This window comes from Shewanella sp. KJ2020, from assembly GCF_024197625.1.
Classification (GTDB): domain Bacteria; phylum Pseudomonadota; class Gammaproteobacteria; order Enterobacterales; family Shewanellaceae; genus Shewanella.
The window spans coordinates 48,584-71,751 of sequence record NZ_JAKUKD010000017.1 but is presented as its reverse complement, the minus strand read 5'-3'; the positions used below and the strand labels follow the sequence as shown (position 1 = coordinate 71,751).

General features: G+C 45.0%; 14 protein-coding genes, 1 pseudogene and 1 CRISPR repeat array. Of the genes and pseudogenes, 12 read left to right on the top strand and 3 right to left on the bottom strand.

What is annotated here, in order from left to right:
* The first annotated feature begins 44 nt into the window (after nt 1–44).
* From MJO46_RS10950 to cas6f, 8 genes and pseudogenes are all read left to right on the top strand, one after another.
* Nucleotides 45–242: an AlpA family transcriptional regulator gene (locus MJO46_RS10950; protein ID WP_037459496.1), complete on the top strand. Its 198-nt coding sequence runs from the start codon at nt 45–47 to the stop codon at nt 240–242.
* A gap of 477 nt (nt 243–719) precedes the next feature.
* Nucleotides 720–815: pseudogene (locus MJO46_RS10945) on the top strand (helix-turn-helix transcriptional regulator); the annotation flags it as partial.
* A 184-nt stretch (nt 816–999) separates the two neighbouring features.
* Nucleotides 1,000–1,977: a type I-F CRISPR-associated endonuclease Cas1f gene (gene cas1f, locus MJO46_RS10940; protein WP_253989335.1), complete on the top strand. Its 978-nt coding sequence runs from the start codon at nt 1,000–1,002 to the stop codon at nt 1,975–1,977.
* Nucleotides 1,978–1,989: 12 nt separating this feature from the next.
* Nucleotides 1,990–5,370 carry a type I-F CRISPR-associated helicase Cas3f gene (gene cas3f / locus MJO46_RS10935; protein WP_253989334.1) on the top strand — a complete coding sequence of 1,127 codons (3,381 nt, stop codon included), beginning with the start codon at nt 1,990–1,992 and terminating at the stop codon, nt 5,368–5,370.
* On the top strand, nt 5,361–6,722 hold the full coding sequence (csy1, locus tag MJO46_RS10930; protein ID WP_253989333.1) for a type I-F CRISPR-associated protein Csy1: 1,362 nt from the start codon (nt 5,361–5,363) through the stop codon (nt 6,720–6,722). Before cas3f ends, csy1 begins: the two co-directional genes overlap by 10 nt.
* Nucleotide 6,723: 1 nt before the next feature.
* Complete coding sequence (csy2, locus tag MJO46_RS10925; RefSeq protein WP_253989332.1) at nt 6,724–7,719, top strand: type I-F CRISPR-associated protein Csy2; 996 nt, start codon at nt 6,724–6,726, stop codon at nt 7,717–7,719.
* A gap of 20 nt (nt 7,720–7,739) precedes the next feature.
* The gene (gene csy3, locus MJO46_RS10920; protein ID WP_253989331.1) at nt 7,740–8,723 is read left to right on the top strand and encodes a type I-F CRISPR-associated protein Csy3; all 984 of its coding nucleotides are present in this window, start codon (nt 7,740–7,742) and stop codon (nt 8,721–8,723) included.
* A gap of 9 nt (nt 8,724–8,732) precedes the next feature.
* Nucleotides 8,733–9,317, top strand: a complete 585-nt coding sequence (gene cas6f, locus MJO46_RS10915) for a type I-F CRISPR-associated endoribonuclease Cas6/Csy4 (protein ID WP_253989330.1) — start codon at nt 8,733–8,735, stop codon at nt 9,315–9,317.
* 130 nt (nt 9,318–9,447) lie between these two features.
* Nucleotides 9,448–11,097: direct repeats of the CRISPR family, unit length 28 nt; unit sequence GTTCACCGCCGCACAGGCGGCTTAGAAA.
* Between the two features lie 220 nt (nt 11,098–11,317).
* On the opposite strand, the gene MJO46_RS10910 is transcribed toward cas6f, so the two are convergent.
* Together MJO46_RS10910 and MJO46_RS10905 are read right to left on the bottom strand one after the other, a co-directional pair.
* Entirely contained in the window at nt 11,318–11,641 is a 324-nt protein-coding gene (locus MJO46_RS10910; RefSeq protein WP_253989329.1) for a hypothetical protein, read from the bottom strand.
* A 200-nt stretch (nt 11,642–11,841) separates the two neighbouring features.
* Complete coding sequence (locus MJO46_RS10905; RefSeq protein ID WP_023268022.1) at nt 11,842–12,033, bottom strand: hypothetical protein; 192 nt, start codon at nt 12,031–12,033, stop codon at nt 11,842–11,844.
* A 196-nt stretch (nt 12,034–12,229) separates the two neighbouring features.
* Between MJO46_RS10905 and MJO46_RS10900 the strand changes: the two genes are divergently transcribed.
* From MJO46_RS10900 to MJO46_RS10885, 4 genes are all read left to right on the top strand, one after another.
* Nucleotides 12,230–12,487 carry a helix-turn-helix transcriptional regulator gene (locus MJO46_RS10900; protein ID WP_253989328.1) on the top strand — a complete coding sequence of 86 codons (258 nt, stop codon included), beginning with the start codon at nt 12,230–12,232 and terminating at the stop codon, nt 12,485–12,487.
* Nucleotides 12,488–12,864: 377 nt separating this feature from the next.
* Nucleotides 12,865–19,755: a SpvB/TcaC N-terminal domain-containing protein gene (locus tag MJO46_RS10895; RefSeq protein WP_253989327.1), complete on the top strand. Its 6,891-nt coding sequence runs from the start codon at nt 12,865–12,867 to the stop codon at nt 19,753–19,755.
* A complete protein-coding gene (locus MJO46_RS10890; RefSeq protein ID WP_253989326.1) occupies nt 19,755–20,129 on the top strand; it encodes a hypothetical protein in 375 nt (124 codons plus the stop codon). Before MJO46_RS10895 ends, MJO46_RS10890 begins: the two co-directional genes overlap by 1 nt.
* A 527-nt stretch (nt 20,130–20,656) precedes the next feature.
* A complete protein-coding gene (locus MJO46_RS10885; protein WP_253989325.1) occupies nt 20,657–21,691 on the top strand; it encodes a transposase in 1,035 nt (344 codons plus the stop codon).
* Between the two features lie 186 nt (nt 21,692–21,877).
* On the opposite strand, the gene MJO46_RS10880 is transcribed toward MJO46_RS10885, so the two are convergent.
* On the bottom strand, nt 21,878–23,107 hold the full coding sequence (locus tag MJO46_RS10880; RefSeq protein WP_253989324.1) for a site-specific integrase: 1,230 nt from the start codon (nt 23,105–23,107) through the stop codon (nt 21,878–21,880).
* Between the last annotated feature and the right edge of the window lie 61 nt (nt 23,108–23,168).

Sequence of the window (23,168 nt, the reverse complement as noted above, 5' to 3'; positions counted from 1 at the left end):
ACTGGAAGGACATATGTAATGAGACAATAACCGAGAAACTCATCATGAAACTAATTCGCCTTACCAAAGTTATGGATTACACAGGTCTAGCACGTTCTACTATCTACAAGTACATCGCAGAAGGAACATTCCCCAGACCTGTGTCACTCGGTAGCCGAGCTGCCGCTTGGGTAGAAAGTGAAGTGCAAGAATGGATTTTAACAAGAATAGAGGAGCGAGATGCCCAAAGTGCAACCGTTTAAGCCCATATCAGCATCCGCTTTACTGCACATTAATTAAGTCCAGGATATCCCTTACAACCTCCCGCCTTCAAAGGCTAAGAGTGTCCTCCATTACTAGATTGAAATGCTTTTTCTCGGCTGAATCCCTCTATAAGTAAGCCTATGAGCAATAACTAAAAATAACCTAACTAAACCAAGGGAACGACCGAAAACAAGCTAGGGTAAGGACAAAATTCAGAGCTTGCTTAGTTACTATTGCAATAACACGACCTGCCTAACAGCCACTATGCATTAAGCACTGGAATGGCAAAGACTATTCAAACAGGGCACTAACTGACATATAGACAAGCGCATCGCCCTCATCGGCATGCGCCTGTCTTGTCGCCCTGATGATCAATACAGGATCGAGGAACCCCCTTAGCTCCTCGCTCCCAAAGCGTTTAACTCCAATTATGTTTCCAACGACGAATAGAACATATTTACATAGCCAAATCTCCACCCAAGGCTGTGTCACTTGGTAGCCGAACTGCCGCATGGGTAGATAGTGAAGTACACGAATGGATACTGGAAAGGATAGAGGCGAGAGATTGTTAATCCGTAACCAACGGAGCCTAGCGTTTTATAAGTTAACTCTTAAATGAAATCATTGAGATAAAGCGTATCGATTTGGAGATAATTTTGTTGATAAATATGATGTAGGTCTCACAAAAACGATATGGTGAGTAAGTGCTTATAGATGTAGTATGTACTTGATACGGAGGTCTTATTGAGGTTGTTTATGGATGATTTTTCACCTTCTGATTTAAAAACAATTCTGCACTCAAAGCGCGCCAATATGTATTACTTGGAATATTGCCGTGTGATGCAGAAAGACGGTCGAGTGCTTTACTTAACCGAAGCCAAAAACGAAAACCAATATTTCAATATCCCCATCGCCAATACTACAGTCCTGTTATTAGGCAATGGCACGTCCATCACCCAAGCGGCCATGCGAATGCTGGCGCAGGCGGGGGTGTTAGTCGGATTTTGTGGCGGTGGCGGCACGCCACTTTATATGACTTGCGAAGTGGAATGGCTGACGCCCCAGAGTGAATATCGGCCCACTGAATATTTGCACGGTTGGATGCAATTTTGGTTCGATGATGAAAAACGATTACTCGCCGCGAAAACCTTCCAGCAAGCCCGCATCCAATTTATTGAGCAAGTGTGGCAGAGGGATCGCGAACTCAAAACGGAAGGCTTTATTTTTAAGGATCCGGCAATTCAAGCCGCGCTTGAGACTTTTCATGCCCGCACAGAGGTGGCAGCCAAGCAGTCGGACCTGCTACTGACCGAAGCTCAGTTAACCAAAGTGCTGTACAAGCACGCCGCCAATAATACCCAACTCAAAGATTTTACCCGTCAACACCAAAGCACAGATATCGCTAATGACTTTTTAAACCACGGCAATTATTTAGCCTATGGACTTGCAGCTAGTTGCCTCTGGGTGTTGGGCATTCCACATGGTTTTGCCGTGATGCACGGGAAAACTCGCCGCGGAGCATTAGTGTTTGATGTCGCTGATCTCATCAAAGACGCCATAGTGCTACCGTGGGCTTTTGTTTGCGCCAAAGAGAACGCCACTGAACAAGAATTTCGTCAGCAAGTATTGCAGGCATTTACCGATCATAAAGCATTAGATTTTATGTTTAATACGGTGAAAGACGTTGCACTTCAGGACTACAGTGCTGAGCAAATTGCAGCCCAAGGATTATAAGGTACAGCAGCTATGATGGTGACTTTTATCAGTCAGTGCGAGAAAAATGCCCTGAAAAAGACCCGCCGCGTACTTGATGCTTTCGCCAATCGCATAGGTGATAACACTTGGCAAACTCTGATCACGGAAGATGGACTGTTAACGGTTAAGAAAATGCTCAAACAAACTGCAAGTCGAAGTACTGCAGTGAGTTGCCACTGGATCCGCTCACGTTCTAGAACTCAGCTCTTGTGGATCGTGGGAAATCGATTGAAATTTAATGAACAAGGCATAGTGCCGGTGAATCGCACTCAGCTTAATTTGGAACATAAAGAATGGGAGCAGGGTTGGCATTTAAATGAAGTAATTGTCCTTGCGTCGAGTATTGCTGGATTATTTCATGATTTTGGAAAAGCGAATGATTTATTTCAGTTAAAGCTTAAAGGGTTAACCGAGTCTAAGGGGGAGCCCTATCGGCATGAGTGGGTGTCCCTGCGATTATTTGAAGCCTTTGCTAATGGTTTAGCGGATAAGGATTGGCTGGAGAAATTGGCCAACATTGATAAAAACAGTACTGAAATAGAACAGCAGGTTTTGTCTAGGCTGTTTAAAGAAGACTCCGGATATCAGCGACCTTTTGATCAACTTGCACCATTTGCCAAATTGGTGGCTTGGTTGATTGTATCGCACCACCGACTTCCGCTCGCCCATGTAGGTAGCGTACATACAAAGGAAATAGACAGCTGGCTCTCTCATTGTTTTAGTTGCCATTGGAATTCAGCGAATGCAGAAAACATGACGGCAATAGATACGGATCTTATCAGGCAAAATTGGCAGTTTAGTCAAGGTACGCCCCTCTTAAGTCGGCCTTGGCAGCATAAAGCCCGAAACTTATCCGAACGTGCGCTGAATTGTCCATTGATATTTACTGAACAAGTTTGGCTTGAGCAACGCTTTGTTGGACATATGGCGCGCTTGTCGTTGATGCTCGCCGATCATTATTATTCCTCTCTTCCCGCTGAAAAATCTAAAGTTCAGTGGCGAGATAAAACTTACAACGCCTTTGCTAATACTGATCATAAAAGATTGCCACAGGCGGGTAATGCGTTAAAGCAACAGCTTGATGAGCATAATATTGGTGTGGCGGTGAATGCCCAGCGCTTTGCACAAAACTTACCTGCTTTAAAATATACTTTACCAGCGATTGCCCAACATAAGTTATTTAGTCAGAACGCGACAAACGCCAAGTATCGCTGGCAAGATAAGGCTTTTGCTCAAGCTAAGTTGATAGCTAAAGGCAGTGAGAGACAAGGTTTTTTCGGGGTCAATATGGCCTCAACCGGATGCGGGAAAACCATAGCCAGTGCCCGCATTATGTATGGTTTAGCAGATGAACGAGAAGGTTGCCGTTTTTCAGTCGCACTAGGTTTACGAACGCTTACCTTACAAACGGGTGATGCTTATCGGGATTTACTTAAACTTGGGGATGATGAGCTAGCGGTACTGATTGGTTCACAGGCCGTTAGCACCTTACATCAATTGAACAATGCAACACCGCAGCATAAGCAGATTGGTAGTGAGTCGGCAGAGGATCTTTTCGAACAATTATTTATTAGTTATCAAGGTCAAATTTATGATGGGCGGTTAAAGCACTGGCTTGCTGCGTGTCCTAAATTGGAGCAATTAGTGAGTGCGCCCATTTTGGTTAGCACCATTGATCATCTAATGCCTGCAACTGAAAGCTTGCGAGGAGGTAAACAAATTGCGCCTATGTTGCGATTACTCACCTCTGATTTAATTTTAGATGAGCCGGATGATTTTGGACTTGAGGACTTACCCGCACTATGTCGCTTAGTGAACTGGGCAGGCATGTTAGGTTCTAGAGTTTTACTGTCATCAGCGACACTGCCGCCATCGTTGATCAAAACACTATTTGATGCCTATCATGCTGGCCGCCAGCATTTTAATCAGGCGCATTTCGCCACGACCGAACAGCCTCCAATCTGGTGTGCTTGGTTTGATGAATATAAAAGTGAAACTTTAGAGATATCCAACTCAAGATCTTATATTGAGCAACATAAAATTTTTGTGAGTAAAAGAGTTAAAAAGCTCGCTTGCCAACAAGTCGTCCGTAGGGGAGAGCTGGTAAAGCTTGAATTAGCATCGCCAACCACCCTTGATGAGTGTGTTGCCTCCATGCTACACAGATGTCTACACCAGCTACATGATATGCACCATGTTGTACATCCATCAGGGCGTAAGGTGTCTTTAGGTGTTGTGCGTATGGCTAATATTAATCCAATGATCGCTGTTGCTAAGTTACTGATTAACATGTCACCGCAAGCCGATTACAGTATCCATTACTGTGTTTACCATTCGCAGTTTCCATTAGCACATCGCTCTTACAAAGAAAGTCGCCTCGATAACGCTTTATCACGTCACGATGAAGCCAATTTGTGGCGCCAGCCTGAAATTCAGCAGGCATTATCAATGACCAATACTTCGAATAATATTTTCATCGTGTTAGGCACTTCAGTCGTTGAAGTGGGGCGCGATCATGACTATGACTGGGCGATTGCTGAACCTAGTTCATTGCGAGCTTTAATCCAACTTGCAGGACGTATTCAACGTCATCGTCAGCAGGTACCTAAGACGGCTAATTTATTAGTTTTAAATAAAAATATTCGGGCACTAAAAAATGAGCATCCAGCGTACTGTAAGCCAGGGTTTGAAAGTGCCGCTTTACCCTTACTACAACATGATTTAACCCAATTACTGACTACTGAACTCGATGCCATTTCGGCAATTCCAAGAATTATGGAGCCTGTGCCCAGTGCTAATGGCAGTGAATTTCAATATAGCGATCTGCACAAAAAACAACATGCTCAGGCAGTAAACTCCTTTTGGGGGCAGGAACATCGTGCTTTGCAACTGGCGTTAGGACCTGTTGGCAAAGACAAAGCTGGAGTCATTTTTTATCGCAGTTATAAAGAGGCCAATCTGTGGTGGAAGCATGATGTTTCTTGGAGTGGGGAGTTTATTCGCCAAACCGCATTTCGCCAATCGCAACCCCAAGAGGCATTTTTATTGCGATTACCAGAAGATGAAATATTAACCTGGTGTCAATTAGATACCACACATAAACCCTATCAATATCCCACGTTAAACCATCGTTTTAACTCTGAAATAGTCCCGTTAGCTAAGGGATGTTTCTGGTGGTTTAATCCATCGACTGAACAAATATATCAAGACTTGGCTGACTTACTGGACAGTTCGATCACTAAAGTGAGTGAGCAATTTGGTGAGATTAACCTTCGAATGGCAAATAAAGATCAACCCGCCCTAGAGTGGGCATGGCACGAACAACTTGGTGTGTACGAATGTAAAGACAATAAGGACAGCCCATGGAATTAACTTTAAGCGATGCGCTTGCCGATTATATCGCTCAGCGTAAGCAAACTAAGCTTGAACCGCTACAAAAAGCTCGGGATAAGATACTTGAAAAAACACAGGATCCTATCGAAATAGCAACAGCAAATAGGGAATATGCTGAAGCTGCTGCACCGATTGAGGCGGATTTTAATCCGGTGAATTGGTTAACTGATGCTGCAAAACGCGCCAAACAGATTAGTCTAGCAACCCATGCGGCTAAGTTTACCCACAGTGATGCTAAAGCCAGCAGTATATTGGTAGCGGATACTGCGCCAGAATCGCAGACCTATCTGAACACAGCAAGTCTAGCGAATAAAGCGATAGATGCTGTCGGCAATGCGGCGGCACTTGATGTGGCAAAACTGCTGAAAATATCTGTCAATGGCGAAAGTCTCATCAAGCAGCTACAAGCTCAGCATGTCGATGCTTTAACTGCATTTACTCAAGATACTGAATTACTTAAAGAGTGGCAGCTTGGATTTGCTAGAGCATTGGCAGATGAAAAACTAACGGGACATACCTTAACTAAGCAGTTGTACTTTCCAGTATCAACGGCGCTTAATGGCGATGAATCACAACACTATCACTTACTGTGTCCTTTGTTTTCTTCATCCTTAGCCCATGAGTTATATCATCACGTCACATCAACTCGTTTTGGCGATAAGCCCAAAGCTATTAGAGAGGCGCGTAAAAAAGGTCATTATCACGCATCGCTCGAGAAGATATTCCCAGCAACAGCAGTGCAAAACTTTGGTGGCTCAAAACCACAAAATATCTCTCAACTTAATAGCGAGCGGTATGGACAAAGTTTCTTACTCAATTGCGCGCCACCGCATTATCAAGCTCAAAGCAAGCCGCCGCTCACGAGTGCCAGTATTTTTAGCCGCCAATTGCGGTTTAAAACTGCAGGTTTTATTCGCGAATTTAAAGCGTTTTTGGCAGGGGTAACCGCGCAAGAAAACAATTTTAAAGCGCGATATCAACGGGATTATGGTTTTGTGTTGCCAATTATCGATGTGTTACTTAATGAGGCCGCCATTATTCAAAATATGACGGAATTTGCAGGTTGGGCAACGTCGGCTGAGTGTCAATTAAAAACCGCTCACGGTCTTTGGCTCGATGTCGCCAACCCAGAACCGCGTTTTCAGCAGGAGCGTGCCAAAGGCGATTGGCAAGACATCATCGCCAACGATTTTGCGACTTGGTTATTGGCTCAGCTGCAAAATAAAGAACGATATGTGCTAGGTGATATTGAACATCAGTATGTTAAGAAATTATGTCTAGTGCAGCTTAAAACCTTTGAGCGTCATACACCTAAACATGGGGATGCATAGAATGTCGCAGTATTTATTAATTAAAAAACTCGATGTGCAAAATGCGAATGCCATTGCAGGGTTGACCTATGGGTTTCCGGCGATAACGAATTTTTTAGGTTTTGCCCATGCTTTATCACGCAAGTTATCTCGTGAGCTTGATGTGAGCTTAGGTGGCGTTTGCGTCGTTAGTCACAAAAACAGGGTGCATGCTCGCCAGCCTAAAGGCTGGGGAGATTATGTTTTTGCCTTGACTCGTAATCCATTAACTCAACAAGGAAATACCGCACCAATCAATGAAGAAGGCCGCATGAACATGCAAGTTTCTTTATTGATCGAAATTAAGGGGTTAATTCAAGGCGATAATCAAACAGAACAAATGCTCATAGACCAGATTAACGCTTTGTTACCTGCAATGAGGCTAGCGGGAGGGCAGATCACTCACTACGGGCAAATTGAGATATTGAGCGACCACGAACAGCAGCAAAAAGCACTACGGCGTTTAATGCCGGGATTTATCTTAATCGATCGTAGCGATTACCTTGCGAGCTATGTAAATGGATTACAGCAAGCGGTCGTTCATGGTGCTAAGCCAAGCCTGTTTGATGCTTGGTGTGACTTTGCCACCCTAAATTATCAGGCAACTCGGTTAGAAACGGAACCTGAAATAAGCGGACCATCAGATACCATCAAAGCGGATTGGCATTATGTGCCAAAGCCTCAAGCGGGTTATTTAGTCCCTATTGCAACAGGTTATTGTGCTATCTCGCCAGTATACGAAGCGGGGCAGGTTGCCAATGTGCGGGATAAGTCAGTCCCTGTGGCATTTGCCGAAACTGCTTACAGCGTAGGTGAATGGCTAAGTATTCATCGGTTAATTGATATTAGCGCGGGAATATGGCGCTACAGCTACCAACATCCTTGGTACTTAGCAAAGACAGAACCATTTCAAGTAGATATACCATCCATTGCAGATTTTGACGCTGCATTAACCTCATTTAATTTAGATGACTATTAATAAATAACGGAGCATTAATCATGGCAGATATCAAACTGAGTACACCATCAGTGTTAGCTTTTGAAGCAAAATTGCTTCCATCCGACGCCCTTATGTTTGCGGGTAATTGGGATGAAAATGTATGGCAACCTATCATAGTGGGAGAAAAAGCCGTAAGAGGAACGATTTCAAACCGATTAAAAGCCGCAACGGCAAACGATCCCGCAAAACTTGATGCCGAAGTATCTAAGGCGAATTTACAAACGGTCGATATTGCTGCCCTTCCCCACCATACAGACACGCTAAAATTAGTGTTTACCCTACGCATCCTGAGTGACTTACACATACCGTCAACGTGTAACGATCCAGCTTATCAGCAAGCCTTAGCCGCAAAAGTGAAGCAATATCAAATTGAAACTCAATTTAGTGAACTGACAAAACGCTATGCGCAGAATATCGCTAATGGCCGTTTTTTATGGCGCAACCGTGTTGGAGCACAAGCGGTAAAAATTGTCGTAACAGCCAATAATCAGCACTTTACCTTTGATAGTTATGATTTCAATCTACGTGATTTTGCCGATGATCAGCAGATAAACGAGCTGGCGAAAATAATTCAATTTGGCTTAATGGAAAAACACGCCCTGATTAAGGTCGAGGCATACAGCCAACTTGGACAAGGCCAAGCGGTATTCCCTTCACAGGAGTTGGTGATGGGCGGTGGTAAGGGAGATAAGAGTAAGTTCCTTTATCAACTTGATGGACAAGCGGCAATGCACTCGCAAAAAATCGGCAATGCATTGCGTACGATTGACACTTGGCACCCCGATTTTGAAGAAATTGGACCGATTGCAGTTGAGCCCTACGGTTCTGTGACTAACCGTGGTGCAGCCTACCGTCAACCGAAAGAAAAAAACGATTTTTATAATTTGTTAGATGCTTGGATGCTCAAAGACAAGATCCCTAGCATTGAACAACAACACTATGTCATGGCCATGCTAATACGTGGCGGTGTGTTTGGTGAATAAGGAGTTGCGATGAATCATTATCTAGACATTACCTTATTGCCCAACGAGGAAGTGGGGCATTATTTCCTCTGGGAGAAACTCTATCATCAAGTGCATCTTGCTTTGGTCGAGCATAAAAATCGGGTAGGGCAATTTGAGATTGCTGCCGCATTTCCACAGTTTAATGAAATGGATAACAGTTTAGGCTCAAAATTACGCTTGCTGGCAACTCAACCTCAGCATTTGGAAGAGCTAAAGGTAAGCAATTGGCTGCGTCATTTTACCGACTACTTGCATATCAGTAGTATCCGTCCCGTGCCCGAAAAAATAGAAGTTTATGTAGCTTATTCACGCCCAGCAATCCGTGCGAATAAAGCGCGGGAAATCGCTCGAAGAATGAAGCGTCATAATGAAACGTTAGAGCAAGCTACAGCGCATTTTGAAGGTTTTAAACCTAAAAAGACCAAAGCGCCCTTCGTTTATATGCAAAGTTACACTAAGGATTCGCGCTTTCCTTTATTTATTCAACAAACACATAGTGCTGTAGTAAAGGAGGGAAGTGTTTCGTTTGACAGTTATGGATTATCAAGCAGAGGCTATTTACCCAAGTTTTGACCTTATAATTTATGCTCTTTAACAAATCAAATAGAAACAGTGAGTTACTGCAGTGTATTTTTCGTAAGGTAAAATAATGTTTTTTAGCCTAACGAATTGTAGTTACTCACTTTTAAACTAGTAATCTATTGTTCACCGCCGCACAGGCGGCTTAGAAAAAGCACCGGGCCAACATACGGTATTGATGCCATGTTCACCGCCGCACAGGCGGCTTAGAAAATGCAAGAGCGTTGGTGATGATGGAGTGCAATGTTCACCGCCGCACAGGCGGCTTAGAAATTGTGCTTCCAAGTAGGTTTTCGACTTAGTTAGTTCACCGCCGCACAGGCGGCTTAGAAAAACCAGAACCTAATGCGTCGTCATTTGTGATTGTTCACCGCCGCACAGGCGGCTTAGAAACCAACACTTTTAGCCAAACTCACCAAGTTAAAGTTCACCGCCGCACAGGCGGCTTAGAAAAGCCAATCAAGGCTTATGGGGTATGGTTTGTTGTTCACCGCCGCACAGGCGGCTTAGAAAACTTGGCTATAAAATGTTAACGGGTTAGTGTGGTTCACCGCCGCACAGGCGGCTTAGAAATTGCTGCTATCGCTGTTGTCTTTAAATGGGCTGTTCACCGCCGCACAGGCGGCTTAGAAAACCCATGGCCATACAGAACGCACCCCAATCACGTTCACCGCCGCACAGGCGGCTTAGAAAGTCATTATTCTAACGAACCAACCCTCTGTGAGGTTCACCGCCGCACAGGCGGCTTAGAAACCAAGCTCCTCGTAAGGCGTAAGGATTCAAAGGTTCACCGCCGCACAGGCGGCTTAGAAATCCAAAGTATTGCACTCAGTATACCGCCAATTGTTCACCGCCGCACAGGCGGCTTAGAAAGTAAAGCTAAGCAGTTTGGCATTCAAGGATTTGTTCACCGCCGCACAGGCGGCTTAGAAAGTCTAGTTCCAGAGGTAAAATAATGAGCGAACGTTCACCGCCGCACAGGCGGCTTAGAAAAACGTGCATCAACTTGCATAAGGCACAGACATGTTCACCGCCGCACAGGCGGCTTAGAAACGTAGCGATTTTGAAGCACTGCAGGAGCATAAGTTCACCGCCGCGCAGGCGGCTTAGAAAGCAAACCCTCAACATAATGTTGTCCTCTTATTGTTCACCGCCGCACAGGCGGCTTAGAAATATTTGGATAATGGTGGTGATATTCCTTGTCCGGTTCACCGCCGCACAGGCGGCTTAGAAAAATTTGATGTTTTGGCACTCTTGGGAATAGCTGTTCACCGCCGCACAGGCGGCTTAGAAAAGCAAAGACAGCACTGAGAAGTTAATCAAGTAGTTCACCGCCGCACAGGCGGCTTAGAAAATAAACTCGAGTACGATAAACGCTTTCGCCTTGTTCACCGCCGCACAGGCGGCTTAGAAAATCTGCCAAGATAAAGCCGATTTCTCTTACCCGTTCACCGCCGCACAGGCGGCTTAGAAATGAATATCCAAATGGATTCCAAGATGTTTGGTGTTCACCGCCGCACAGGCGGCTTAGAAAAGATCGCAATCCTGCCAAAGCTGAAACGATGAGTTCACCGCCTCACAGGCAGCTTAGAAAAGAATGTAACCGATAGTTAAAAACTCAAATCTGTTCACCGCCGTACAGGCAGCTTAGAAAAGGTAATAGCAAGGAGCCTGAAGGGGATTTATGTTCACTGCCGTACAGGCAGCTTGGAAAATAATCAGTTTATTACCTGCAACTACGTTAAGGTTCACCGCCTCACAGGCGGCTTAGAAAGCTAGCCAAGTTTGGTTGCAGTTAAAAGCACAAGTGTTATTTGTTGTTCGTTGAAGCGACCCAATAGCATTAAGCCTCTTCATTGAGGCTTTGTTATGCGTTTTTCAGGATAGAGGTACTTCTAACTCTTCAAGATGGCTTGTACTGAGGTATTAAAGCTAACGCCTAAATAGTTAGGTGGCACAGGAGGTTAGCACCTCCTATATCAGATTAATGTCACTCAGTAGGTAACTGTCCAACTCCCATTATTGGTTACTACGTCAACTTGCGTTACATCACACCTTCTTCCATAAGAGACTGAAATCGATTTGCCAAATTTAAGCTGTATGGGAAAGCCTGGTTTTTCGAAAAGACTTTCACAGTTGCCTCTATTTACAATGATGTCGTTTACTATGACATGATCTTCAATAGCCTTGATCTTCACTTCATATGATTTTATATACAGACTTGCTCTTTCGTAGATTTCAATTTCAACATTCGGTTTAGAATCACTGCAAGCACTAGTCATTACGAGCAGTACAAAAGCAAAAAGTAATTTATTCATTTTAAATACACCTTAAATCTGTGATAAACCGCTAACGATGATTGGCATTAGATGGAATATTTATTGTGTTTTCCGCTGTAAATTGGCATTCGCATTTATAGATCTAATCGTCGCTATGGACGGTATTGCACTGTGCTACTAGCTGATTGGTAATCAGTAGATTGAGAGCCCCTATCCACACTAGGGGCGCAATTGAATGTTTAAGTTGCGCTATTAGCTGCATTTTTAGTTTTAACAAAAACAGTGATGGAATACCCAATCCCATACATGGCGGCAAATATCCCCCATCCAGCTGAAGCTTCTAGATCGATTTCTGCAAATGCAGAAGCAAGAATGAGGCATAGAGGGAAAAACACCATTCCTATGATTGACATGGTTTTTACGACTGACATGTGTAACTCCTTTTAATTAGTGTGTTTAAACGTACTATTTGGTCTGAAAGAGGATGTTTACTTTCTTTGGGTGTGTATTCTGAATGTAAAATGGCAAAATGACCACTATACAGGTCTAAATGTAATGTTTATGACGTGGTTTGTCTATCATGCGTCCGTGAGAATTATCCGGTATTCAATACCCTGGGGTTCTCTAGTGAATGATGATGAAGTGTTAAAGATGGGTATGGCTTTTGGTCGGGCGGTTAAGTTACGCCGAGTTGAGCTAGGCTATAACCAAGAAGGGCTTGCTGATAAGGCTGAACTTGCCAGATCATTTGTATCGAGTATTGAACGGGGTGTTGCTAAGGCGTCTATAGCTTCAGTGTGGAAACTGGCCCAAGCGCTGAATTGCAATCCATCGGATTTATGGATAACGGCAGAGAGGCTTTTTATGACTCGCGCTGATAGATGAAGCTAAGAGTTAAACTGTTCTAACTGATTTGAGTCTACGATCACGAATGCAGACTCAATCAAAACCGGCTCACAAAGCCTATGCGCTTTAATGCCATATTTACTGTTTGGCTATTGCCACGTTCTAGTGGATCGCGATCTGAAGGAAAACATAAATTCTATGTTTACTAACGTGTTTCATTGTCTCGAGGATTCCCCGCTTTTGTTCCGTTATTGGTAATGCGTCTTAAAAATAATCCGCTCATTCTCGATGAGAGAACATGATTACCTCCCCCCCGATTTCAGAAATAAAATAAAGTGTTTACTCTATGTTGCCATAATGTATTTGTTTTTGTATTGTAATTTAACAAAAATAGAAACTTAAACTAAGGGAATGCCATGTTGCCGCTATGGACACAGCGCCGTAACTCATCTTTTGCCGCTTTAATGCTATTGCTTTGTTTTGTCTGGATGCCAAATAGCGCTGCTGCACTACCCCCTGCAACCCCGCCGCTGAGTGGTAGCAAGATAAGTTCAACAATCGAATTGCACTGGAACATTAATTGCTCAGTGACAGCGGTCAATATCCAGGAATCTACTGACGGCAATGCTTGGAGCACTGTTTATAGTGGACTTGGTAACCCAGATGAGGGGACTACTCCACCAATTTTGATGGCACTTTCATTTGACGGCGGCTCAGAAACCTATTGCCCAGGCTGGACAAGTGCTCGCTCTGCTAATTTCTCAGGTAAAACACTCCCAGGCTATTACTATCGCATTAACGCCTGTATCGGTACGGCATGCAGCGCCTACAGCGCAAGTACGCTTGTTGGTACGGCACCAACGGGTGGCACTCCCTATCAGTCATCAACCCTAGCCAGTATTGCGACCATCCCGGATGCCAGCAACTCGTTAGCGTCACCTGCGTTTGATGAATTAGTCGGCGAAATTCAAGGACAAGCGACGGTTGATGGTGGCGCGTTTTCTTACACAGTGCCGCTAACAGTCGCGCCGGGGCGAAATGGTATGCAGCCCTCGCTATCTCTCAATTACAGTAGCCAAGCCGGAGAAGGCTTGGCTGGAATGGGCTGGTCACTGTCAGCGTATTCCAGTATTTCACGCTGTAGCCAAATCTATGACTTAGATGCAACCGCAAGCAATGCAACTTACAGCAGTAATGACAAGTTGTGCTACAACGGTAGTCGACTTGTGGTAACAACAGCCCCCAATTCGAGCGTGCGGGGCGTTTACGGGGCATTAGGTACTTTTTATAAAACCGAACGCAATTCCACTGTCATCATTGAACAGTTGGGTGGCGCGCTCAATACCAGCACTACCTATTTCAAAGTCTACGAGGCTAATGGTACGTACCATCTTTTAGGAAGCAACGCCAATAGCAGAATCATCCCTGTCGGCGTTAGCGTTACATCATCGTGGTTGCAACAACTCACACAAGACTCGCATGGTAACGAAGTGACGTATTTATATGATGCCTCTACGTCGGGTAATCGATACCTTCAAGACATTTATTACACCGGTTATAAAGGCGTTCAAGGGTCACGCAGCGTGCACGTTAACTATACGGCTGTACCCGCAGAAACCAGCTACCATTGGGGCGGCTATAGCATTAACAATAAGCGCATGAGTAGTATAGATGTGCTGATTGATGGTGGAGTGAAAGCGCAGTGGCTATTCAATTATGCGCCCCTATCTCCAGCAACGCGTAACGATGCGGCGAGACTTGCAAGCTTATCTTACTGTGATGGTACTGACCCCAGCCAATGTCTAAATACCGATTTTGGTTGGTTTGAGCGTATTTATCAGCATAACTTGATAACAAACCATGCGCTTGCAGCCATCAATGACAATTACACCGTTGGCTTGGCTGTTCGCAAAGACAACGACTATGACGGTGATGGCGTAGCGGATTTATCGATTCCATTAGATGGTATCTATCTTTCCCGGGGCGGAAACAAGGTCAGTTATCGAACTTTGCCATATAAGAGCACTGAAAACTGGGCCGGAGACATTAATGGCGATGGCATCCCGGCTGCAAATGAATACAGTGGCAATGTGGTCAACGGTGCCATTGATTATGACCTTGATGGGGCGGATGATTTTGTCTACACCGATGATAATTCACAGTTAATCATCACCAGTTTACTTCCTAGCGGCGCTATCAAGCGCACCTATTCCACTGGCATCAATGCCACGTGTTACGCGTCGGTTTATCGCGATATTGGCGATAAGTTTTGCTCCAGCCACGTCATGGATTTTGATGGGGATGGTCGCAAAGACATTCTCTTAGCCACCAATAAGCAGGCCGGTGTTGGTAATTTCACCCTCACCTATAAGGCTTATCAACGCAAAGCCATTGGTGATGGTTTTGATTATCGCGGCAGTTTCAGTGTTAGCGCTGCAGAGCCGTTAATCCCCATGGATGTTGACGGTGACGGTGAGCTTGATTTGGCACCAAGCCAATTTAATTCAGCGCTTAAATGGTACAAGGTTGTCTTTGACCGTGCGAATAAAACTGTTTCATTTGTTGAGAAAAACCAAACCTTTGCCATTAGTGTCGATAAGACTTACCGCGCCACACCAAGTCGGTGGGTCGATTTCAATGGTGATGGATTAAGCGATATTTTAACCCTGCACAAAGTCAAAAGTACCGACAACTTTTTTACTCGTTACATCATTATTAACAAAGGGGCCGGATTATTTGAAGCGCCTTATAACACGGGAATGAAAGAGCTCGCCTGGACGATCGACGGCGGTAAGATTGTCAAAGACCCGCTCTATGGCGGGCCTGCAGGATACGTGCATGAGCGCTTTATTCAGTTTGTCGATTATAACGGTGATGGTCGCCAAGACATTCTATACCCAGATAGACTCCGTAAAAAATACACTTACGAGTGTTGGACTTGGAGTTCCAATGAAGCATGCGATGCTGTCGATGGTGCATCAGCCCCTTATTTTTACGATTACGATGTGTGGCATTGGAATGTGCTACTGACTAACCCTGATGGCAAAACCTTTACCGATGTGCAATTGCCAGTTTATGGCGCGTTAGCAACATTATCACCGATTGATTTAACGGGCGATGGCCGCGTCGATTTCGTCTCCGGGGTCGGTTTTGAGTCGGATGCAGTCAAGCGCACCTGGTTCTATGGCAGTAAGCAAGGTGGCAAGCCGAGTAGTTACCCGGTAGGTTTTTTAGTGTTTGCCCATGCAACGACACAGGATACGGTCATTAGCAATGTTAATACCGGCATGGGGCAGAAACTCCAATTGGATTATGACCAGTTGAAGCCGCGCTACAGTGTTGATGAGTCGACATTAAATTACCCTTATGTTTACTTCACCAACACCATGCGAGTGGTATCAACCTTAAAGAGTGATAATGGGGGTGGCGGGGTCGATACCACCCAATACAGCTATAAAAATGCGCGTTTCCATGTCGCAGGCCGCGGTTTTCAGGGCTTTAGCGACATTATTGAAACGCGCACCGATGCGCTTAACAGTGAAAGCCTCACCACTCTGACTCAATTTGAACAAACCTTCCCTTGGTCCGGGATGGTGAAGTACAAAAAGGTCACCGATAGCCGCAATAACACGCTCAGCGAATATTCAGTACAAAAAAATGCGCCCTTGCCAGGAAGTTACGTCGTGGGCCAAAGCGCGTGTTTTTATCCTCAAGAAAGCACCACCACGAAATGGACGGTTAACCCGAATATCAGTGTTGCAACGGTTAAGGATGTCACGCTTAAAAATGCCCACTGTCAAGTGACCTCAAACACGGTTACCAGTGAAGACAATACGGTGCTGCATACTCAAACTACTAACCAAGCCTTTACGAATAGTCTCGGCTGGTTAATGCCGACGGTGAGCAGCACCAATCAAACGGTAACTTATAAAACAACCCATGAAAGTGTGGTGCTTAATCCTGCTAACACCGCAACGGGACAAAGAGTCACTCATACCTATGGCACCAATGAGCAGGGTGTAATGGCACTCACATCGACTAAGGTCGAGGGTATTGGCTCCTTAACCGGCACTGGAAGTACGACGCAATTTAGTGCTTATGACCCCTATGGGCATGCATTAAAAACCACTGTCGGTGACCGCTATACCCAAGTCTCCATGAGTAATGATGGTTACTTTGTGTATCAAACATTTAATGCCCAGTGGCCGGGCGTTGCGTCGTTAACAACACAATACGACCCCTTGACTGGCGCAGTGCTCACCTCGATAGATATCAACGGTGTGACCACCACTAATACCGTGAACTTTATCGGCAAAATCACCAGTAGCGGCAGCGCTAAAGGGGCCACAGTCGTCACGCCAACCGTGTATAGCAGTATGGAATGGTTAACTGGTTATTATGCCTACAGCGTCACGCAGCGCAGCAGTGGCCAACCGGAAACCATCAGCTATTTTGACAGCTTAAATCGAGAGGTGAAGACCGTTACTGCAGGGTTTGCTGGGGATATTATTACCGAAAAACAATATGACGTTAGAGGCAATTTGGTGAGCGAGACTCGACCAACCCAATCCTATGGGACGGCTGAGGTCGTGCAATATCAAGGTTTTGACGTATTGGGGCGACCCAGTCGCAAATTGTATGACGATGGCATGGTCGCCTATCAATCGCAATACACTTATGTTGATGGTATTCGAACCGACATCAGTGTCTCGGGTGGCTTTAACCTCCAGATGAGCCGCAGCTATAACAGCTTGGGCCAACTGCTGAGTACAACAGATGCCAAAGGGCACAACAGCTATTTTGCCTATAATGCTGCAGGCTTACCGGTACTCATTCAGGATGTGCTCGGTAGTCGTATTACCGCGCAATATGATGATTTGGGGCGCAAGGCATGGTTTGATGACCCCAATATGGGTAAGTGGCTATTCAGTTACAACCAGTTTGCTGAGTTAGCCACCCAAACTGATGCGCGCAATCTCGTCACCACGTTTACCTACGACAAACTGGGCAGACAAACAAAGCAAACCAATACCCAAACTACACGCACTTGGGTGTATGACACCACGGTCGGTAATGGCAAGTTGTATCAAGCCAGTGTCACGGGGCACATCCAAACCCACAGTTACGATACTGTGGGGCGAATGATACAAACTATCACCCAAATGGGCGGCCTTAACTTAACTGAAAAGTATGCCTACGACAGTCAATTTGGCCGCCTCAAAGCGATAGCTTTCCCCAGTGGTGAGCATGTTGCTTACCGTTTTGATGATAACGGTTATCTGATACAAGACTATCAACGCTTTACCGATGGCAGTGAATTGTCTCTACGCACAGTTGAGTCGTACAGTGCCTTAGGGAGTATCAATCAACAACGATTCAGCAACGGTAAGATACAACAATTCTTCCGCAATGAAGCTGGCTCTCCACTTTCAATTTGTACCAGTAATAACGGCAGTTGTAGCACAGTAGGTATTCAGTATCTTAACTATGACTACGATGCTATGGGCAATCTGGTTCGGCAAGAAAATGCCATCGCTCGCTTTGCAGAGGATTATACCTACGATGAACTGATGCGGGTCGATAATTCCACCAAAACCATCAAAGGCACCACGTATGCGCCTATCAATTATGACTATGATGCCGCGGGGAATATTCTGGTCAAAGGTGATTATGGCAGCAGTTATCTCTATGGTAACGTGGGTAAAGGTTTAGGGGGGAATGCAGGCCCCAACGCGATACGGCAGTTTATTCGCGGCGGTACAACCTACAACTTTACCTATGATAACAATGGTAATCGGTTAATTGGCGATGGGGCGACCTTAACTTACGATGACCAAAACAAGCCGTTAACTGTCGTACGTAATGGCACTACCAGTACCTTTAGTTATGATGCGAATGGTCAGCGCTATAAACAGGTTAAGCAGCAAGGTAGCAGCATCACCACTACCTACTATGTAGGCAGTTTTGAACGTGAGGTGAGCAGCAGTGCCACCATCGATAAAACTTACATCGGTGACCACACCATCAAGATGAAAGCCCATGTGGGGAGCTTAGGCAATCAGTCACCATTCCAGCACGTATTAAGGGACCACTTAGGCAGTGTCGATACCTTAATCGATGGACAAACCGGCGCAGTCCTGCAATACCGGGGTTATGATGTGTTCGGTCGGCCACAGGATATTGCCGCAGGCAATGTATTACTGACGGCCTGGCAAGGCGTGACTAAGGGCTACACCAATCACGAGCATTTGAATGAGCAGCAGTTAATTCATATGAACGGGCGGATTTACGACTTCAACGTCGGTCGCTTCCTGAGTGTTGACCCGTTCTTGCAGTTCCCCGAGAACAGCCAAAGTGCTAACCCATATTCGTACATCCTCAATAATCCGATGAGCGGCACAGACCCCACAGGATATGCAGCGACTGGTGGCGGTTGTAGTACAGGGTCAAATACAGGTTTTGAAGGCTTTTGTACCTCAGTGCAGTTGGCAGACACTGAGTCAAAGAAGAAAAATAAAGCAACGGTAGGTAACGGCGAAGCCAACGGTAAACTGACAATTTCTGGAGAAGCTAAAAGAGTTGGGGAAGTTGGCCTCCAATTAGAAAAATCAGGTGGTAAATTAGTATCGGGTCAAACAAACTTAGATGGTAGTGCTACTGCGACTTATAGCTTTGGGGGAGATTCTAGTGGAGGCTGGAGTTATGGCAAGTACAGTGACTTGTATGCCGAAACTGCCTCAACAATTGCCAATGGTGCCGTAGCGGCAGTCGGTAACTTGATACCAGATATGGTAAACGGCATTGCTGACTGGACTGAACGTTTCCTTCATCAAGATTCAGGTTCGTTTGGCAGGATGGACCAGTGGGCTGATGTAGACAATGAAGTTGCCCAAGGAGTTGCTTATGACTTTAGGAAAGTTGGCTCAGTTTTACTTGCGAATACCCCTCTACGTGCAAGTTCCTCAACTTCAATGCGGTTACCTTCTGGTGGACTGTCTGGAAACATGGTTGCCCAGCCCAAGTTGCTATGGGGGCGAAGTGCAGAACAAATAGCTGCCACATTGACTGCTGAAGGTTACCAAGTAGCAGTACGGCAATCGACAAGAGGCTCTGGTAACGCAACAATTATCATCGTAGACGGACATAAACAAGTTACACAAATCCAAGTTCATGCAGGGGGGGGCCGACATGGCGGCGCATATTACAAAATATCTACCAGCACCCAAGGTAAAGTCTGGGTTGTTAATCCTGCAACATTCCGTGCCGACTCTAGCCAAAAAGGCACAATAGTAAGTGGAGTTAATTAATGGTTAGCGAACAATTTGAATGGGCGTTATTAGCACTGGCTCAACCTGCAAAAGTTCAACTTGGATTGTTTCCTGATTTTTCCAATGCGGCCGATGAGCTAGCATTAAGCTGGGAAGAAGCTTTGGAGGATACCAATTTGGATGAACTTCCTGATAGTGCAAGAAGCACTATCAAAGAGCTTGATGACTATATGCTATCTATTAGCGGTCAAGAGAATGCTGGACTGTGGACTAATGACTCGGTGTCAAATAGTGTTCAATGGGCGAAGATGAGAAAAATGGCTAACAAAGTAATTAAGGAGCTTGGTTGGATAAAGTCTTCTCCTCATAAGCCATCATGGGCAATTTATGTTCATGATGACGAATCTACTTAAATATAGAGAATGAACAGGCATCACACTTTTGGTCAATCGACAAAACAGGACAGCCAGATCTTTTTGATGTTCGATAACCCTTCGACTACAAAGAGACAGCAGGCATAACTCTTTTTGTTAATCATCCCCATTTGCTTGGGGCTTTTTCTTGTCTGCAATTGGGCAATTCGACCAGCGGCCTGGGCAGCACGTGCCGGTAGAAGTTATCACTGTTTGCCAGCAGGGCGGGCAGTTTGGTGCCGCGCCGCCAATTGGCGGCACTGGCGCAATTGATCGCTTCTGCTGCCTATGATTAATCACTTCAGCGGTTTTGTGCTGCTCAGTCTGCTGCGAGTTTTGACCAAATGGGTTTTTGGAGCTCATTCGCTTAAGTTCGTGCAAAGAAAATGGCTTGTTTATCGGGTTTAATACTAACGTTCAATAATCGCCTTACAAATAAATAGCGGGGACAGTCACATCTTTTTGTGTTTTTCAGCACCTTCACCTAGGCTTTAAATTATCCTGATTTTGTCTGTGTGGAGTTTGTGATGACCTCGGCCAGAAGACAGCTAATTGATGCCAATGCGACGCCTTTCTATCATGTGATAAATCGCTGTGTTCGTAGGGCTTTTTTATGTGGTGAAGATAAACTCACGGGCCGCAGTTATGAGCATAGACGTGGCTGGATTGTGGATAAAATCAAGGCATTATCTGCGATTTTCTGCATCGATATCTGTGCCTATGCGGTGATGAGTAACCACTATCATTTAGTGCTTAAAATTGATGTCGACAAGGCCAAATCGTTAACGCAAAAAGACATTATCAGCCGCTGGTGTCAAATCACTAAGGGCCATGCTGTCGCGACTAAGTATATGAATGGTGATGGGTTAATCGACGGTGAAGTGATGTTACTCGATAGCTTAATTACCGAGTGGCATGAACGATTAAGTAGTATCAGCTGGTTTATGCGCTGTTTAAATGAAGAAATCGCCCGCAAGGCCAATCGTGAAGATGAATGTAAAGGCGCCTTTTGGGAAGGTCGTTTTAAGTCGCAAGCGCTGTTAGATGAGCAAGCACTACTGGCCTGTATGATGTATGTGGATTTAAATCCCATTCGAGCAGGTATTGCCGATTCTTTGCAATCCTCTGATTTTACATCGATTCAGGAGCGAATTAACTCGCTAAATTCCCCAAATCATCCATTAACCCTCCCTGTGCCACAAACTGACTTCTCAACTAATGAAGCTTATATTCCCCACAAGTCACTCGTCCAATTCGATGGTGCAGCACACCTGAATGAACAAACGGGCATTCCGTTTCATTTTGCTGATTATCTCGAACTCATTGATTGGACTGGCCGAGCCATCCGCCTTGATAAAAAAGGTTATATCGATAATCAACGACCAAAACTGCTCAATGAGTTAGGCATTGCGCCTGATGCTTGGCTTACTTCTGCTAAAGAGTTTCGTCGTCAATACAGTGGTATAAGCGGTCGATGGGATAGCATGTGTGAGTTTAAAAAGCAGCATAACAGCGGGAAATGGTGTAAAGGTAAAGCGTCAAGCCAAGCATTACATCCTTAGGCTAATAACTGCTCACGATTAGCGCTTGGGGATTATTTTTGTTTATCCTAAATGAAGTTTATCCTGCGAAAAATGCAGCGTGCTTTTGCCCAAAAATGACTTTGATGGTGCTAGCTTCTACGAGTAGATTTAACAACACCATCAAAACTGTCAGATCCTGTATGAGTCACTGCATATAAATAATTATCAATTTGCTTTTTTAGGAGTGTTGATAATATCCTTCAAATATTGTGACAATTTTTCTAACGCTTCCCTTCGCTCCTCGAAATAATCATGCTGGTTATAAATCCCTTCAACACCCTTTAGTTTGTGGTTAAGGCAACGTTCAGCGACGTGTCCTGGCGTACCTTGTTTGGCAAGCAGGGTGCGGCAGGTACGACGTAGATCGTGCACAGTGAAGTGGGGCATATCACCCATTAAGTTTTGGGGTTGTTTTTTCTTACCGGCTTCGTGGCCAAATAGTTTAGTGATTGCTCGGTTTAGCGTATCAGGACCCATATGGGGATTTTTACTTGAGCGTCTGCTGGGGAAGACATACTCGGAGTCATATGCTCTGATTTTTAGCTCATATAGCCATTCCATCACTATGGGCGGCAATGGAATCGCAATACCCACACCTGATTTGCTTCTGTCTTTGGACAGATTCCACACCTTTTCATCAAGATTAAACTCCCTCCAAGGCGCTTCAGCCAACTCAGACTTACGTACTCCCAATGTAATCAGTAGTGCACAGGCTAGATAGTTGTCACGGCTAAAGCTGTTACTATTTTCTCTAGCGATTTTAAAAAACGTGGTGACTTCCTCTAGCGTTAAAGCGCGGTCTTTACTTTTTTCTAAGCCACCAGCATCTGATATAGAAAATGCACTTGCGGGATTTGCGCCAAGCAGATCCAGCTTTATGCCGTGATTAAAAAGCTGCTTGCAGTACATTAGAGCATCGTTAGCTATTGCTGGGCGGTTAGTGGCTGCAATGGCTTGTAATACAGCCTTTATGTCTCTGGCTGTGACGCTATCGACGTTGAAGCTGCCTATATGGGGAGCAATGTCTTTACGGTAGATACGTTCGGGGATTTCGTGGTGCTTGAGTCTTTTAACGTTACCTAAATGCCAATCGGCAAAGAGATCGTCAACGGTTTTGATTTGGGATTGCTCTGCACGTTTTTTGGCTATGAGCGGGTCGAGACCATCGCGAAACTGTTTCATTTTGGTAGCAGCTTCCGCACGCGCATCCGCAAGAGACATATCATTGTATTTTGCTAAGGTCATTTCCTTGCGTTTGGATTGCGCCGTGTAACGGAGCATCCAATATGGAACTCCAAGCTTTGGGACAACAAAATACAGACCGCCTCCATCTGCATACCGGCCTGGTTCTCCTTTAGCCTTGGACTCAATCTCTTTTACTGTTAGGTTTCCCATAAATCCATTCCCCATCATGACCTTAAGGTTGCTTTTATGAAAGCCAATAATACCCACCACT